13 protein-coding genes are annotated in these 15,175 nt (G+C 64.8%); 11 read left to right on the top strand and 2 right to left on the bottom strand.

The genetic code is table 11. The features are described 5' to 3' along the window. The first annotated feature begins 68 nt into the window (after window positions 1-68). The 4 genes from ACYVGS_RS01475 to ACYVGS_RS01460 all read left to right on the top strand — a co-directional run bounded on the left by ACYVGS_RS01475 (window position 69) and on the right by ACYVGS_RS01460 (window position 3,609). The gene (locus tag ACYVGS_RS01475; RefSeq protein WP_460586856.1) at window positions 69-1,301 is read left to right on the top strand and encodes a cytochrome P450; all 1,233 of its coding nucleotides are present in this window, start codon (window positions 69-71) and stop codon (window positions 1,299-1,301) included. 139 nt (window positions 1,302-1,440) lie between these two features. Then, window positions 1,441-2,313 (top strand): amidohydrolase family protein, encoded by an 873-nt coding sequence (locus ACYVGS_RS01470; RefSeq protein WP_460586855.1) that lies wholly within the window; start codon window positions 1,441-1,443, stop codon window positions 2,311-2,313. Window positions 2,314-2,315: 2 nt separating this feature from the next. Further along, entirely contained in the window at window positions 2,316-3,080 is a 765-nt protein-coding gene (locus tag ACYVGS_RS01465) for a glutathione S-transferase family protein (protein ID WP_460586854.1), read from the top strand. A gap of 76 nt (window positions 3,081-3,156) precedes the next feature. Further along, window positions 3,157-3,609, top strand: coding sequence for a nuclear transport factor 2 family protein (locus ACYVGS_RS01460; protein WP_460586853.1), 453 nt, complete (start codon window positions 3,157-3,159; stop codon window positions 3,607-3,609). Between the two features lie 111 nt (window positions 3,610-3,720). On the opposite strand, the gene ACYVGS_RS01455 is transcribed toward ACYVGS_RS01460, so the two are convergent. Continuing rightward, entirely contained in the window at window positions 3,721-5,430 is a 1,710-nt protein-coding gene (locus tag ACYVGS_RS01455) for a class I adenylate-forming enzyme family protein (protein WP_460586852.1), read from the bottom strand. Window positions 5,431-5,673: 243 nt separating this feature from the next. Here ACYVGS_RS01455 and yajC point away from each other — a divergent pair, with 243 nt between their 5' ends. From yajC to thrH, 6 genes are all read left to right on the top strand, one after another. Next, entirely contained in the window at window positions 5,674-6,012 is a 339-nt protein-coding gene (gene yajC, locus ACYVGS_RS01450; RefSeq protein ID WP_460586851.1) for a preprotein translocase subunit YajC, read from the top strand. A gap of 3 nt (window positions 6,013-6,015) precedes the next feature. Further along, complete coding sequence (locus ACYVGS_RS01445) at window positions 6,016-7,017, top strand: 1-aminocyclopropane-1-carboxylate deaminase/D-cysteine desulfhydrase (protein ID WP_460586850.1); 1,002 nt, start codon at window positions 6,016-6,018, stop codon at window positions 7,015-7,017. Between the two features lie 17 nt (window positions 7,018-7,034). Continuing rightward, on the top strand, window positions 7,035-8,378 hold the full coding sequence (locus ACYVGS_RS01440; RefSeq protein ID WP_460586849.1) for an alanine/glycine:cation symporter family protein: 1,344 nt from the start codon (window positions 7,035-7,037) through the stop codon (window positions 8,376-8,378). Between the two features lie 17 nt (window positions 8,379-8,395). Then, window positions 8,396-9,313 (top strand): 5'-nucleotidase, encoded by a 918-nt coding sequence (locus tag ACYVGS_RS01435; protein WP_460586848.1) that lies wholly within the window; start codon window positions 8,396-8,398, stop codon window positions 9,311-9,313. A gap of 316 nt (window positions 9,314-9,629) precedes the next feature. After that, window positions 9,630-10,604 carry an HTH-type transcriptional regulator CysB gene (gene cysB, locus ACYVGS_RS01430; RefSeq protein WP_460586847.1) on the top strand — a complete coding sequence of 325 codons (975 nt, stop codon included), beginning with the start codon at window positions 9,630-9,632 and terminating at the stop codon, window positions 10,602-10,604. Window positions 10,605-10,673: 69 nt separating this feature from the next. Further along, window positions 10,674-11,291: a bifunctional phosphoserine phosphatase/homoserine phosphotransferase ThrH gene (gene thrH, locus ACYVGS_RS01425; protein ID WP_460586846.1), complete on the top strand. Its 618-nt coding sequence runs from the start codon at window positions 10,674-10,676 to the stop codon at window positions 11,289-11,291. A gap of 453 nt (window positions 11,292-11,744) precedes the next feature. Here thrH and pabB read toward each other — a convergent pair whose 3' ends face one another. Further along, the gene (gene pabB, locus ACYVGS_RS01420) at window positions 11,745-13,133 is read right to left on the bottom strand and encodes an anthranilate synthase component I family protein (protein WP_460586845.1); all 1,389 of its coding nucleotides are present in this window, start codon (window positions 13,131-13,133) and stop codon (window positions 11,745-11,747) included. Between the two features lie 310 nt (window positions 13,134-13,443). Here pabB and ACYVGS_RS01415 point away from each other — a divergent pair, with 310 nt between their 5' ends. Beyond that, window positions 13,444-15,174 carry an acyl-CoA carboxylase subunit beta gene (locus ACYVGS_RS01415; RefSeq protein WP_460586844.1) on the top strand — a complete coding sequence of 577 codons (1,731 nt, stop codon included), beginning with the start codon at window positions 13,444-13,446 and terminating at the stop codon, window positions 15,172-15,174. Window position 15,175: the final 1 nt, after the last annotated feature.

Raw genomic sequence — 15,175 nt, 5'->3', positions numbered from 1 at the left:
GCTACACTGCATAGACTAACGATCATTAGTCCGCCTGTGTGGCGGATGCCCTGTCGAGGTCTGCTGCCATGTCTGTCTGTCCCTATCACATCAACCTGAACGACCCGGATACCTACCACGGCGGCCTGCCGCGGGCCTCCTTCCACTGGCTGCGGGAAAACCAGCCGGTCTCCTGGCACGAGCCCCGGGACGATCAGCCTGGCTACTGGGTGATTACCCGCCAGGAAGATCTGGACTACGTGTCGAAACACCCGGATCTGTTTTCCTCCGAGGAGCGCACCTGTTTTCTCCAGGACCTTCCCCCGGATCAGCTGGCGATGCAGCGCCTGCTGATGATCAACATGGACCCGCCCAAGCACCTCAAGTATCGCCGCCTGGTTCGCAGCGCCTTTACCCCGCGCAAGGTGGACAGCTATGGCCCGCGCTTCCGCGAGATCGCCTCGGAGATCCTCGATCGCGCCGTCGAAGGTGGACGTTGCGACTTTGTCGAGGATGTCGCCATGGAGCTGCCGCTGATCGCCATCTGCGAGCTGATGGGGGTTCCCCTGGATCGCCGGAAACGCCTGTTCGAGTTGACCAATATCATGCTCGGCATGGACGACCCGGAGCTGACCACCTCGGAAGAGGACGGCATGAATGCGATGATGGAGATGTTCATGCTCGGCATGGAGCTGGCGGCGGCGCATCGGGAAAGCCCTTCCGAGGGCATTGTCGGCACCCTGCTGGAGGGAACGGTCGAGGATGAACCCCTGTCCGACGATGAGTTCTGCTACTTCTTCCTGTTGTTGATCGTGGCGGGCAACGAAACCACCCGCACGGTAACCAGCCACGGCATGCGTCTGCTGCTGGAGAACCCGGAGCAGTACCAGAAGCTGGTGGATGACCCCGAGCTGATTCCCGATGCCATCGAGGAGTTCCTGCGCTACAACCCGGCGGTGATCGCCTTCCGGCGCACCGCGATGGAGGACGTCGAACTGGGCGGTGCGACGATCCGCAAGGGTGACCTGGTGCAGCTCTTCTACGGCGCCGCCAGCGCCGACGAGGCGGTATTCTCCGACCCCGACCGCTTCGATATCCAGCGCAACCAGTACGAGGATGTGCGCAACGGCCACCGGGCTTTCGGCATCGGGCAGCACTTCTGCCTGGGTTCGCACCTGGCCCGGCTGGAGCTGGAAGTGATATTCCGCGAGATCGTCAAGCGCATCCGCAAGCCGCGACTGGATGGCGAGATACGCTGGCTGAGATCGAACTTTATTAATGGAATCAAGGAAATGCCGATAGCATTTGAGGTCGCTTCGTAACCTGCTGTCGGCGCCGCTGGCGGGCGGTTCATGCTTTTGTGCCCCGGGGCAAATTGTGCGCATCCGGGGGCCTTGAAGCTTGGGATCCCCGGCGCCAGCGCGCACAATGTCAGTTTGCCCAATGACAGGAGAAGCCCCCATGCCCATGCCCACGGATGTCGGCGTTATTGACCTGATGCTGGCAGTGCCCGGCGATGACAACAGCCACTTCTACGAGTGGATCAAGCCGATGCTCATGGACAAGCAGAGCCATGAGATGTTCAAGATGCCGGCCCAGTACATGTTCAAGGACATTCCGCAGATTGACGGTCAGGACGACTACGTCGCCTACACCGTGGCGCAGATGGACAAGCACGGGATCGAGCGGGCGATGATCGGCGTCGGCCCCTACGCCGAGCAGCACAAGGAGGCCCTGCGCCGCTACCCGGATCGTTTCTTTGCCTGTTACGAAGCCAACCCCAACAACGGCATGGACGAAGTGCGCACCATCGTCGCCATGAAGGAAGAGTTCGACATCAAGGCGGTGACGGCGTCTCCGGCGATGATCTGCCCGCCGGTCCCGGTCAACGACAAGAAGTGGTACCCCATCTACGCCAAGCTGGTGGAGCTGGACATTCCCTTCTGCCCCTGCATGGGCATTCCCGGCCCGCGTCTGCCCTTCGGCCCGCAGAAGGTCGAGTTGCTGGACGAGGTGCTGTGGTTCTTCCCCGAGCTGCGGGTGGTCACCCGCCACGGCTGCGAGCCCTGGACCGACGTCGCCTGGAAGCTGATGCTCAAGTATCCCAACCTGCACTACATGACCAGTGCCTTCGCACCAAAGCACTACCCCAAGGATATCGTGCATTTTGCCAACACCCGCGGTTCCGATCAGGTCATGTACGCCGGGTACTTCCCCATGGGCCTGTCCCTGGATCGTATCTTCCGCGAGCTGCCTGACGTGCCCTTCCGCGACGAGGTGTGGCCGAAGTTCCTGCGCGAGAACGCCATCCGCGTATTCAAGCTGGATCAGTAGCCATGGAATACGCCAGTGTGGAGGAGGGGCGTCGAGCCACGGGGCTGCGCCTGGTGCTGACGGCGGGTGCGCCCGGTCCCTGGGGCGAGGCCGCCAAGGCCATTCTGGGCTGGAAGGGCCTGGATTACCTGCCGGTGCGTCAGGTGGCCGGTGAGGAGAATTCCGAGCTTCGCGAGTGGACTGGCCAGGCCTCCGCGCCGGTGGCGGTCTACAACGACGAACCGCCGGTCTGTCACTGGCTGGATCTGCTGTGCCTGGCGGAGCGCCTGGCGCCGGAGCGGCCGCTGCTTCCCGCGGACCCCGCAGGGCGGGCCCGGGCGATAGGCCTCTCGGCCCTGGTTGCCGGGGTCGAGGGCATCGGCTGGCAGCGCCGCCTGCAGCTGCTGGCACCCGGCATGCAGATGCCGGAGCCGCCGGCCATGGTGTCGGCGATAGCGCAGCGCTTTGGCTGGTCGGAGACGGCCGCCGCGGAGGCCGAGCCGCGACTGGTCGCGTTGCTGGCTCACCTGGACGAGGTTCTGGCGGCCAGTGAGGCGGAAGGCCACGCCTACTTCCTCGGGGCGGAGCCGGCCGCGCCCGACTTCTACTGGGCGGCCTTCGCCGGCATGCTGCGGCCCCTGTCAGCGACTGACTGCCCGATGGACCAGGGCCTGCGCGCCATGTACAGCGATCTCAGTCCGGCGGTGGCAGCGGTGCTGACCCCGCGACTGCTGGCCCACCGCGACCGCATGTTCGCCAGCCATATCCCCCTGCCGATGGACTTCTAGCCTTGCCGCGGGCCACGCCCGGCCTTGGTCCGCGGTCTATATCTAGTAATAAATAACATTAAGAGGAATTTATAAGATGTTGTCTCAACAGGAAATTTCAGACCGCTTTGAAATCCAGGATTTGCTCTATCACTACGCTGACCTGATCGATCGCAAGGACTTTCAGCGACTGCGCGATGAAGTCTTCACCGCCGATGCCCACATCGACTACTCGGCCTTTGGTGGCGGTGTCGGCAATGTCGAGGAGACCGTTGCCTATCTGAGCGATGCCGTCTCCGACGCGCGCTTTCCCCATTCCCAGCACCTCAACGCCAATCTGCAGGTGACAGTGGACGGCGACACCGGTCGCGGGCGCATCATGTGCTTCAACCCGATGGAGATGAACCTGCCGGAGGGGGGCACCCAGATTTTCCTGATCGGTCTGTGGTACCTGGATGAATACCGCCGCACGGACGCTGGCTGGCGCATCAGTCGCCGGGTGGAGGAAAAAAGCTGGGTCTTCAACGCCCCGGACTTCATGGGGCTCTGAGTGCGCTAGACGCCGGGTTCCACTGACTCTCTTTCGCGCGGGAACGCATTGGCGCTCTTTCGCGCGAGAACCTGCTGATGGCGCCCCGGTGCGGGGCGCCGCCGGCCTTCCTCAGTTGTATTCCCAGTTCGCCAGGTGCGCCTGGCGAACATCCCGCTTGAGTATCTTGCCGGTCGCGTTGCGCGGCAGCGGCTCGCTGGCGAGCACCCACTGGGTGGGAATCTTGAAACCCGCGAGGTGCGCTTTCAGGTAGCTGCGCAGCTCCTCGGCGGTGACGCCACCGCGCCCGTAGACGGTCGCCGCGAGTTCTTCGCCGAGTTGGGGGTGGGGCAGCCCGTAGACGGCGGCCTCGATGACCTTGTCATGGGCGGTGAGCACACCCTCGACCTCGATCGGGTAAATGTTTTCCCCCGCCCGGATCACCATGTCCTTGATACGGTCGACGATGAAAACAAAGCCATTCTCGTCGACGTAGCCAATATCCCCGGTGCGCAGCCAGCCGTCTTCGACGATGGTTTCCGCGGTGGCGTCGGGGCGGTTCCAGTACTCGCGCATATTGGTCGGGCTGCGCACCTGGAGTTCGCCAGCCTCGCCCCGGGGCAGGACCTCGCCCTCGGGGCTGACGGCGCGCATCTCGATGATCGGCGGCAGCGTGCCTGAAGAGCGCGGCTGCAGGCGCCAGGCTTCCCCGGTGCAGCTGCTGCCCGCGGCGTTGGTTTCGGTCATGCCGTAGCCGGTGCCGGGGTAGGCGTGGGGCAGCTTGCCGTAGATCATGTCCTTGAGGTGGGGCGGGCAGGCGGTGCCGCCGGCTCCTACGGAAAACAGGCTGCGGGTGTCGGCTTCCTCGAAGGCCGCTGACTCAAGCATGGCGATGGTCATGGCCGGCACCCCGGTGAACACGGTGATGCGCTCGCGCTCGATGATCTTCAGAGCTTCCTCGGGGTCCCACTTGTACATGATGCTGGTCTTGCGCCCGCCCACCAGGTTGAGCAGGAACACGGCGTAACAGCCGGACACGTGGAACAGCGGCACGGCGAGCAGGGTGGAGGGCTCGAAGCCGGACTCCATCATCCGGCCCACGGCCTCGGGGTTGGCCATGGCCGAACTGAAAGCGTGCAGGTTGAAGTTGTGCAGGGACTGGCCGATCGCGAAGTGGGTTGAGGCGGCACCCTTTGGCTTGCCGGTGGTGCCCGAGGTGTACATGATCAGAGCCAGGTCGTCAGGGGCGATCTCCACTTGCGGGCATTCCGCGGGGGCGCTCTGGGTGGTTTCCCAGGATGTCGCCTCGCCGATATCCGTGTCGCCGGCGCGCACCACAATCGCCTTGCACTGCAGTTCCCCGAGCTGCGGGGCAACCAGGACGTGGCGCTCGATGTCGCAGATCACCACCCGCGCCGCCGCGTCCCCCAGGGCGTAGCCGAGCTCCTCGGCACGGCCCCAGCTGTTCAGGGGGACCGCCACTGCGCCCACGGAGACAATGGCGACAAAAGACATCATCCATTCCGGATAATTGCGCATGGCAATGGCCACCCGGTCGCCCTTGCTCACGCCGGCCTGATTAACCAGGTAGTGGGCCAGGCGGTCGGCGGCGGCGAAGAACTCGTTGAAGCTGTAGCGTTCGTCCTGGTAGGTGATACAGGTCTTGTCGCCGTGCTCCCGCGCCTGTGCCAGCGCGGCGGGCAGGGTGCGCGGTGCGTTCTTGTAGACCCGCAGCGGTATGCCGTTGACCTCGCGGGTTTCCAGCTCGAACGGGGCGCCGGGTGCGGTCAACTGCTCGGTCGCGGTCTGCAGTCGCTGGGTGATCTCGGCCAAGTCACTCATGATCTCGGGTGTCTCCCTGTTATAGTGGGCAGCGGTGCCCCGTGGGTTGATTGATGCAGGCGGTATGATACACCGCCCTCGGTCGGCGTCATATCTTGACCGTGGTTAGGTTTTTATGTCTCTCAAAGGCGCCCGCGGCGATGGTCTACGGATTGCAGCGGGTCGGCCATTACGGTTACATTGTGCGTCTTCCCGCGGCGTCGACGGCGCCTGTTCTGACCATTCGCAGCAAGGAAATTCTGCATGAGCCTATTTATCAGCAGTGCCTGGGCCCAGGCCGAGGGCGCCGCTCCCCAGGGTGGCGGTGAACTGTTCCAGATCGTGTTCCTGATCGGTCTGTTCGCCCTGTTCTATTTCATCGCCATCCGCCCCCAGCGCAAGCGGCAGAAGGAGCACGCCGCCATGGTCTCCGCCCTGAGCAAGGGCGATGAGGTGGTGACCACCTCGGGTATCCTCGGTCGCATCACCTCGCTGGACGACAATTACATGGTGCTCAACGTCGCCAACAATGTGGACATGAAGTTCCAGCGTATCCATGTACACGCAGTCCTTCCCAAGGGAACCCTCAAGTCCATCGGCTGAGGCATGACCTCGCTGACCTTCCCGCGGCGGGTCGAGCTGGCCCGCCGTCCAACCCCCCTCCAGTTGCTGACCCGGGCCACCGAACACTGGGGGCGGGGGCACCGGCTGTGGATCAAGCGCGATGACCTGACCGGCTGCCTGCTCAGTGGCAACAAGGTGCGCAAGCTGGAATTCATTGCCGCCCACGCTCTCGACCACGGTTATGACACGCTGATCACCTGCGGCGGCCTGCAGAGCAATCACTGCCGCGCCACGGCTTTTGTCGGCGCGCAGCTGGGTCTCAAGGTCCATCTGGTGCTGCGCGGTGATACTCCGGAGCGGGCCGAAGGCAACTATCTGCTCGACCATCTCGCCGGGGCCCGGGTCAGCTGCTATCCCCGGGCGCAGTACCTGCGCGAGCAGGCCGATCTGCTCGAGCACTGGCGCTCTGACTACGCCCGTCGCGGGCACAAGGCACTGGTGATTCCCACCGGCGGCAGCGATGGTCTGGGCGCCTGGGGCTACCTCGCGGCCTGCGAGGAGTTGGCCCGGGACATGGCTGCGGCGGAACTGCCTGCCGCGCACCTGGTCACTGCCACCGGGTCGGGGGGCACTCAGGCCGGCCTCACTCTCGGGGCCGGACTCCTGGACCTGCCGCTGACGGTCTGGGGGGTCAATGTCTGCGATGACGAGCAGACCTTTCTCGACAAGGTGGCCGCGGACGCCGCCGACTGGTCCCGCCGCAGCGGTGAAGCGCTGCCGGCAAAACTCGACGTGCGGGTGCTGGACGGCTATGTCGGCGAGGGCTATGCCCGCGCCAGCCGCGAGGTGTTCCAGCTGATCGCCGACCTGGCCGCGCTCGAGGGGGTGCTGCTGGACCCGGTTTACACCGGCAAGGCCTTCCTGGGCATGCTGCGGGAAATTGCCGCGGGCCGTTTTGAGGGCTGCCGGGACATCGTGTTCCTGCACACCGGTGGTGTGTTCGGGGTCTTTCCACAGGCGGCTGGCTTCGATCTTTCCCGCTGAATAACAACGAGGTGTCGATGGACATCGAAGGAATCATTCGCACCGTCAACGGCTGGGCCTGGGGCCCGGTGATGCTGGTTCTTCTCCTGGGTACCGGGCTGTGGTTAACCCTGGGCCTGCGGGGCATGACCGTGCGCAATATCCCCCGGGCCTTCCGCCTGCTGTTTGCTGGCCGAACGGGGGAGGGCGGCGGCGATATCTCGCCCTTCAGTGCCCTGATGACATCGCTGTCCGCCACCATCGGCACCGGCAACATTGCCGGCGTGGCCACGGCCCTGGCCCTGGGCGGGCCGGGGGCGCTGTTCTGGATGTGGATGACAGCCCTGGTGGGGATGGCCACCAAGTACGCCGAGGCCGTATTGGCGGTGCGCTTCCGCGAGCAGGATGCGCGCGGCAACTACAGTGGCGGCCCGATGTACTACATCCGCAACGGCTTGCACCGCCGCTGGCACTGGCTGGCCTGGGCTTTTGCGCTGTTCGGCAGCCTGGCGGGTTTCGGGATTGCCAACACCGTGCAGTCGAATGCGGTCTCCCAGGTGCTGGGGGACGCACTGTCGGTACCGCCCCTGGCGACAGGGCTGGTGCTGGCGGTGCTGGTCGCCGCCGTGGTGCTGGGCGGGGTGCGGCGCATCGCCTCGGTCGCCAGCTTGCTGGTGCCCTTCATGGCGGTGGCCTACCTGCTGATGGGGCTGGTGGTAATTGTCAGCCACCTGCAGGCCGTTCCCGCGGCCGTGATCACGATCGTCGAGTCCGCCTTTACCGGTTCGGCAGCCGCAGGCGGTTTCGCCGGTGCCACGGTCTGGGCCGCCCTGCGCTTTGGTGTGGCCCGGGGCATCTTCTCCAACGAGGCGGGCCTGGGCAGTGCGCCAATTGCCCACGCAGCGGCCCGCACCAATCAGCCGATCCACCAGGGGATGATCGCCATGCTGGGCACCTTCATCGATACCCTGGTGGTGTGCTCGATCACCGGCCTGGTGATTGTCATCATGGACGTCCTGCCCTCGGGTATCAGCGGCGCCAGCCTGACCTCGATGGCCTTTGGGCAAGCCTTCCCCGGGGGCGAATATGTGGTCACCATCGGTCAGTGCCTGTTTGCCTTCACCACGATGATCGGCTGGTCGTTTTACGGCGAGCGCTGCGTGGTCTTCCTGTTCGGCGTGCGCGGCAGTCTGCCCTTCCGCCTGCTCTGGGTGCTGGCGATTCCGGTGGGCACCCTGATCGAACTGGAGCTGGTATGGCTGATTGCCGACACCCTGAACGCCTTCATGGCGATTCCCAACCTGGTCGCCTTGCTGCTGCTTTCCCCCCTGGTTTTTCGCATGACCCGCACGTATTTTGCGGCTGGCGAGCAGAGCCCCTGAGGGAGTAAGCTGAAGGCATGAGTGCAGCAACGCAAAGCGACGATCGCCAACTTGTGGTGGCCATTTCCTCCCGCGCCCTGTTCGACCTGGACGAGAGTCACCGGGTGTTCCGGGAGGAGGGGCTGCAGGCCTATTCCGAATACCAGATTGCCCGCGAGGAGGAGCCCCTGGAGCCCGGGGAGGCCTTTCCGATGGTGCAGAAAATGCTCCGGCTGAATACGCTGCTGGGGGATGCCGCGCGGGTGCAGGTGGTGCTGCTGTCCCGCAACAGTGCGGATACCGGCCTGCGGGTCTTCAACTCGATCCAGCACTACGGCCTGGACATCAGTCGCGCGGCGTTCTGTGGCGGCGAAAGCCCCTGGCGCTACATCCACGCCTTCGGCTGCCAGCTGTTTCTCTCCAGCGAGCCCGACGACGTGCGCTCGGCCCTGGATAGCGGCGTTGCCGCCGCCACCCTGGTGTCCAACAAGGCCGCCAGCAGCAGCACCGACCAGCTGCGCTTTGCCTTCGATGGCGACGCGGTGATCTTCTCCGACGAGGCCGAGCGCATCTACAAACAGGAGGGACTGGAGGCCTTCACCGCCAGCGAGCGGGCGGCGGCGCGCACGCCCCTGAGTGGCGGTCCCTTCAAGCCTTTTCTGGCCGCCCTACACACCCTGCAGCAGGCCTTTCCCGCCAGTGAGGCGCCGATTCGCACAGCCCTGGTGACCGCCCGTTCGGCGCCCGCCCACGAGCGCGTGATCCGCACCCTGCGGGCCTGGAACATCCGCATCGACGAGTCGATTTTCCTCGGCGGGCTGAACAAGACCGAGTTCCTGCGCGCCTATCAGGCCGATGTGTTTTTCGACGACCAGGAGACCCACTGCCGCCTGGCGAGTCCACACATCGCCACCGGGCATGTGCCGCACGGGGTGGCGAATCCGCGGGCGACCTGAGGGGGTTGTGCCATCGGCCTTTGGGCGACGTTGTTAGCGGGTTCGGTGCGGGCGTTTACATGGCCTTGGGGGACACGCTGCGAGTACATCCCTGTACGCTCGTCGCCGGCCATCCATGGCCGGCGACGGTCCCCCAAGGCCAAGTAAACGCCCGCACCTCCGCGGTAACGTCGCGGGGTGGTGGCTCTGATCAGCATCTGCAACCATTCTTATTCCAAAACTGTTGGCTTTCAGTGCCCTGAGGTACTATTGTTTCATAAGCCTTGGGCGCTACCGGACACACCGCCGGTGGCGGAATCTGTCGCGGAGGTGGGTCGTGAAACTGCAGCAGTTGCGCTACATCTGGGAAGTTGCCCATCACGAGCTCAATGTGTCCGCGACCGCCCAGAGTCTGTTCACCTCGCAGCCGGGCATCAGCAAGCAAATTCGCCTGCTGGAGGACGAGCTCGGGGTGGAGATCTTTGCCCGCAGCGGCAAGCACCTGACCCATGTCACGCCTGCCGGGGAGGCCATCCTCGAGGCAGCGGGGGAGGTGCTGCGCAAGGTCGAGAGCATCAAGCAGGTGGCCCAGGAGTTCTCCAACGAGAAGAAGGGCAGCCTGTCGATCGCCACCACCCACACCCAGGCGCGCTATGCCCTGCCCGAGACCATTCGCGCCTTTATCAAGCGCTACCCGGACGTGTCGCTGCACATGCACCAGGGAACGCCGATGCAGATTTCCGAAATGGCCGCAGATGGCACCGTGGATTTCGCTATTGCCACCGAGGCGCTCGAGCTCTTCAGCGACCTGATCATGTTGCCCTGTTACCGCTGGAATCGCTGCGTGCTGGTGCCCCGGGACCACCCCCTGACGCAGCTGTCACAGCTCACCCTCGAGGATGTTGCCGCCCACCCCATCGTCACCTACGTGTTTGGCTTCACCGGACGATCGAAGCTGGATGAGGCCTTTGTCGCCCGGGGCTTGACACCCAAGGTCGTATTCACCGCGGCAGACGCCGACGTCATCAAGACCTATGTGCGCCTCGGCCTGGGTATCGGGATCGTTGCCGGCATGGCCTACGACCCCAAGGCGGACAGCGACCTGGTCCCGCTGGATGCCAACCATCTCTTCGCCAGCAGCATCACCAAGATCGGCTGTCGCCGCGGCACCTTTCTGCGCGGTTACATGTACGATTTCATCACCGATTTTGCGCCTCACCTGACCCGCGACGTCGTCGAGGAGGCCTTCCGTCAGCACAGCAAGACTGAACTGGACGAGCTTTTCTCGCATATTGAGCTGCCGGTCTATTGACGGCCCCTTGTGGCAGCCGCCGCCCTTGGGTAGATTGTGCGCCTTTCTGAACGAGTGGGAGAACAGCACGTGGAATTGGCTTGCCTGGATCTGGAAGGCGTACTGGTACCGGAAATCTGGATCGCCTTCGCCGAGCGCACCGGCATCGACGAACTGCGTGCCACCACGCGCGACATTCCCGACTACGATGTCCTGATGAAGCAGCGTTTGCGCCTGCTGGATCAGCACGGCCTGAAGATTGACGACATTCAGGAAGTTATCGCCGGCCTGGAGCCGCTGCCCGGCGCCGCGGAGTTTCTCGACTGGCTGCGCGAGCGCTTCCAGGTGATCATCCTCTCCGACACCTTCTACGAGTTCTCCCAGCCGCTGATGCGCCAGCTGGGCTGGCCGACCCTGTTCTGCCACCGCCTGGAAGTCGACGACAGCGGGCGGGTGGTCGACTACAAGCTGCGCCAGAAGGACCCCAAGCGGATGTCGGTACAGGCCCTGCACGGCCTCAACTACCGGGTCATTGCCGCGGGGGACTCCTACAATGACACCACCATGCTCGGCGAAGCGGACGTGGGCATCCTGTTCCATGCGCCGCAGAATGTGATCGACGAGTTCCCGCAGTTCACGGCGGTGCACGATTTCCCCGCCCTCAAGCAGGCCTTCCTCGACGCCAGCAACCGCAAGCTCAGCCTCTGACACCCTGCCGCGGACACCTCGCCGCTTCGTTAGCGGGTTCCGGTGCCGGTGCGCAGGGCGCCGGTGGGGACACGCAGCAAGTACGTCCCTGTAGCTCTTCGGCGGCGTCCATGCCGCCGAAGGTCCCCACCGGCGCCCTGCGCACCGGCACCTCCGCGGCAAATTTGCGGCGTGGTGGTTTCTGCGCGCTCTACTCACTCGCTCAAGCGTTTGTGCTGGCCCCACTCCAGGATGTGTTCTCGGCATTGGCCCGAGGGGCTGCTCGCCTCGCGCTATCACCGCGCGCTGTTTACTACGAGCCCTCCCGCTGAGCTCGTTGGCGCTTGATCGAAGCGTCAGTGTTTCCGGTCACCGCCGGACCTTAATGCGGGCAATACTCATGTCGGAGCGAGATGTCGCTAACGTACCCGGCAGCGAAACCAAAGCTACGGGGCGATCAGTGCGCGGGGTGATTCAGAGGAAACGCTCCTCCAGTGCCGCCAGCAGTCGCCCGACCTTGTCCAGCGTCTCCTGGTACTCCGCATCCGCCTGCGAGTCCGCCACGATGCCGCCTCCTCCCCAGCAGCGCAGTTCACCGTCCTGGCAGAGCAGGCTGCGGATGGCAATGTTGCTGTCCATGCGTCCATCGGCGCTGAGATAGAACACCGAGCCGCAGTAGGCCTCCCGCGGGCAGGCCTCGAGCTCGGCGATGATCTGCATGGCGCGGTGCTTGGGCGCGCCGGTGATCGAGCCACCGGGGAAACTGTCGCGCAGGAGATCGAGGGCGTGGCGGCCCGGGGCCAGCTCGCCGCGGATGGTGCTGACCAGATGGTGCACCGTCGGGTAGCTCTCGAGGGCGAAAAGGGCATCGACGCGGATACTGCCCGGCAGGCAGTTGCGGCCGAGGTCATTGCGCAGGAGGTCGACGATCATCAGGTTTTCTGCCCGGTCCTTGGTGCTGTTCTTGAGGGACTGGGCGCTGCGCAGATCCTCGGCGGCGTCCGGGTGGCGGGGGCGGGTGCCCTTGATCGGGCGGGTTTCCACCTGGTGGCCCTGAAGCGAGAGAAAGCGCTCGGGGGACAGGCACAGCAGCGCATCCTGCTGGTCGAGGCTGATAAAGGCCGAGAAGGGCGCCGCTGCCACCCGGCGCAGGGTCTGGTAGGCAAGCCACGGATCACCCTCACAGGCCGCGGTGAAACGCTGGGCCAGGTTGACCTGGTAGCAGTCGCCGGCGTGGATGTAATCCTGGATGCGCTCGAAGGCCTGTCGATACCACTGGCGGTTGCGGGTCGGCTCGAAGCGCCGCTGCAGGGCGAAGCCCGGGGCGAGGGCCCGCGGGGGCTGGGTGGGCGCGGCCTGCAGTGCCCGCAGCAGCCCGGCCTTTTCACTGGCGGGCAGGGCGGACTGGCTGACCAGCAGGGCCCGGCGCAGAAGGTGATCCTGGACGACGCACCAGCGGTAGCCCTGAACCTGGGCGACAGGGGCGGCGACCTCGCCCGGGGCCTGGCAGGGGACGGCTACGCCCTCGAGGGCGCTGCCCGCCTCGTAGCCCAGGTAGCCGAGGAGTCCGCCGCAGAAAGGCAGCGGTGGGTCGGTGGGAGGGTAGTTTCCCCAGTGCTGGGAATGAAAGGCCTTGAGGTCCTCGAGCCAGCTGCGCCAGGCGGCGGCCTGGGCGTTTGCGGCGGGCGCGCGCGGGCAGTCCGGCATCGGGTCCGCGACCATGATGTCGTAGCGGCCCCCGCTGGCGGCGGGTTGCGCGCTGTCGAGCCAGGCGGCACCGGGGCGCTGGCGCAGTGTCTCGAACAGTGTGCTGGCGTCTTCCCGGTAGGGGATTTCGTCCAGCTGCAGTCGCGGTGTCGTCAAGGGTCGATTTTCCTGTCACCTGCAGTGAATGGGCATTGCCTTGTTGCGTAGTACACTGCCGCCAAGGCTACGCAATTACTCGGTTGTTCAAGTAAATACAAGGGCTTACGCAAAAAAACAATGGCTCGTATCGGGCCTGTCCAAATTGACTTTTGCGGGTCGTGGAATTAAGGTGGTGCGCCGATTTCAGGCCGGGTCGGTCATCGTAAGCCCCGCCATTGTCGACTGTAAACCCGGGACCCACGACCACTGGTACAGGTATCTGCCGGCTCGGAAGAGCAGACAGCCCATCAGCATGGACTACACACCTATGACAGACAAGCACTCAGACCTGATCGCCTCCCTCAGCAACCCCTTCGCCACCCATGACGAACAGGAGTTCCGGGTGCCGGGTCAGCTGGCCACTGCGCCGGGCCTCTACGAGAAAGCGCTCAAGGCTGGCTGGGAGCTGCAGCAGCGGCCCTTCCGCGCCGCCGGCGTGAAGAACACCCAGCGCCAGCACCAGAAGCACCGCATGACCATCTGGGAGCGTATTCGCTGCCTGTCTGACAACGAGCCGACGGTCCTCTACCAGAACTGGGGCCCGAATCTCGACGGCGCCTCGCTGGTGACCGCGCTGATACAGGTAGGGGGGCGCGACGTCGCCATCTACGGCCACGATTTCACCGTGCGTGCCGGCTCCATGGACGCCACCAACGGCGAGAAGCTGGCGCGCCTGTTCGAACTCGCGGCCCAGCGCCGCATTCCCCTGGTAGGCCTGAACGACTCCGCCGGTGCCTACATTCCGGCTGGTGTTGGCGGGCTGGACGGCTACGCCGATGCCTTCACCGCCCTGCGCAAGATCAGTGGCGTGGTGCCGAGCATCATGTGCATGTTCGGCTTCAATGCCGGCGGCGGCTCCTACCTGCCGCGCCAGGGCAGCTTCCTGATCCAGCCCAACGACACCTTCTTCGGCCTGACCGGCCCCGGTGTGGTCAAGTCGGTCCTCGGCGAGGACGTGACCCCCGACGAGCTCGGCGGGCCGGGTGTGCACAGTCAGAGCGGTGTGACCGATTTTGTCGTGCCCGACGAGGTGGCGGCCCTGCGCAAGGTGCGCGAGCTGCTCAAGTACCTCCCCAGCAATAACGGTTCCCTGGCGCCTTACCAGGCCTCTTCCGACCCGGTAAACCGCAAGACCTGGGATATCGATATCCTGCTCAAGAAGGCTTTCAATTCGCCCACCGGCTACAACACGCCCTTCGATATCAGCATCATGATCCAGCAGCTCTGCGATCACGGCGATTTCCTGGAAATCCAGCCGGAGCGTGCGCGCAACACCATCACCGCCCTGGGTCGCCTGGGGGGCAACGTGGTCGGCTTCGTGGCCAACAACTCCGCGGTGGCCTCGGGTCAGATCGACATTGCCGCCGCCTACAAGAACGCGCGCTTCATCCGCTTCTGCAACCTCTACAACATCCCCGTGATCTTCCTCGAGGACACCACCGGCTTCCTGCCCGGCAAGGAACAGGAGGCGGGCGGTATCGTGCAGGCGGGTCGCGCCATGCTGGATGCCATCGTCGACCTGCGCACCCCGCGCTTCCTGGTGCTGGTGCGCAACGCCTTCGGCGGCGCCTATGCCTCCTACAACAACTACGCCACCGGCGCCGACTTCGTGGTGGCCCTGCCCACCACGCGGGTCGCCGTGATGGGGCCGGCCGGGGTCGAGTACGTCTACAAGGATGAACTGCGCAAGATCCGCGGCAGTATCGGCAAGAAAGTGGCCGATGAAACCGAGGCGCAGATGCGCGCGGGCCTGCCGGCGGATCAGGCGAAATCCGCTGCCGAGCAGCTGGTGCACGCCTGGGTCAAGTCCGAGGAGCAGGCCCTGGCCCAGCGCTACGAACAGGAGTTGATGAACCCCAACGAAGCCCTGAGCCTGGGGTCCATCTCCCAGATTGTGATGCCCTCCGACCTGCGCACCGTCCTGGCGGAGCACATGGACTTCTGTCTCCGACACTACACGCCGGAACCGCTGGGCTCTGTCCAGCGTGAATTCCACTGAT

Source organism: Haliea atlantica (assembly GCF_054779855.1).
The sequence above is the reverse complement of the archived record's forward strand: the minus strand, read 5'-3'. Positions and strand labels throughout refer to the sequence as shown.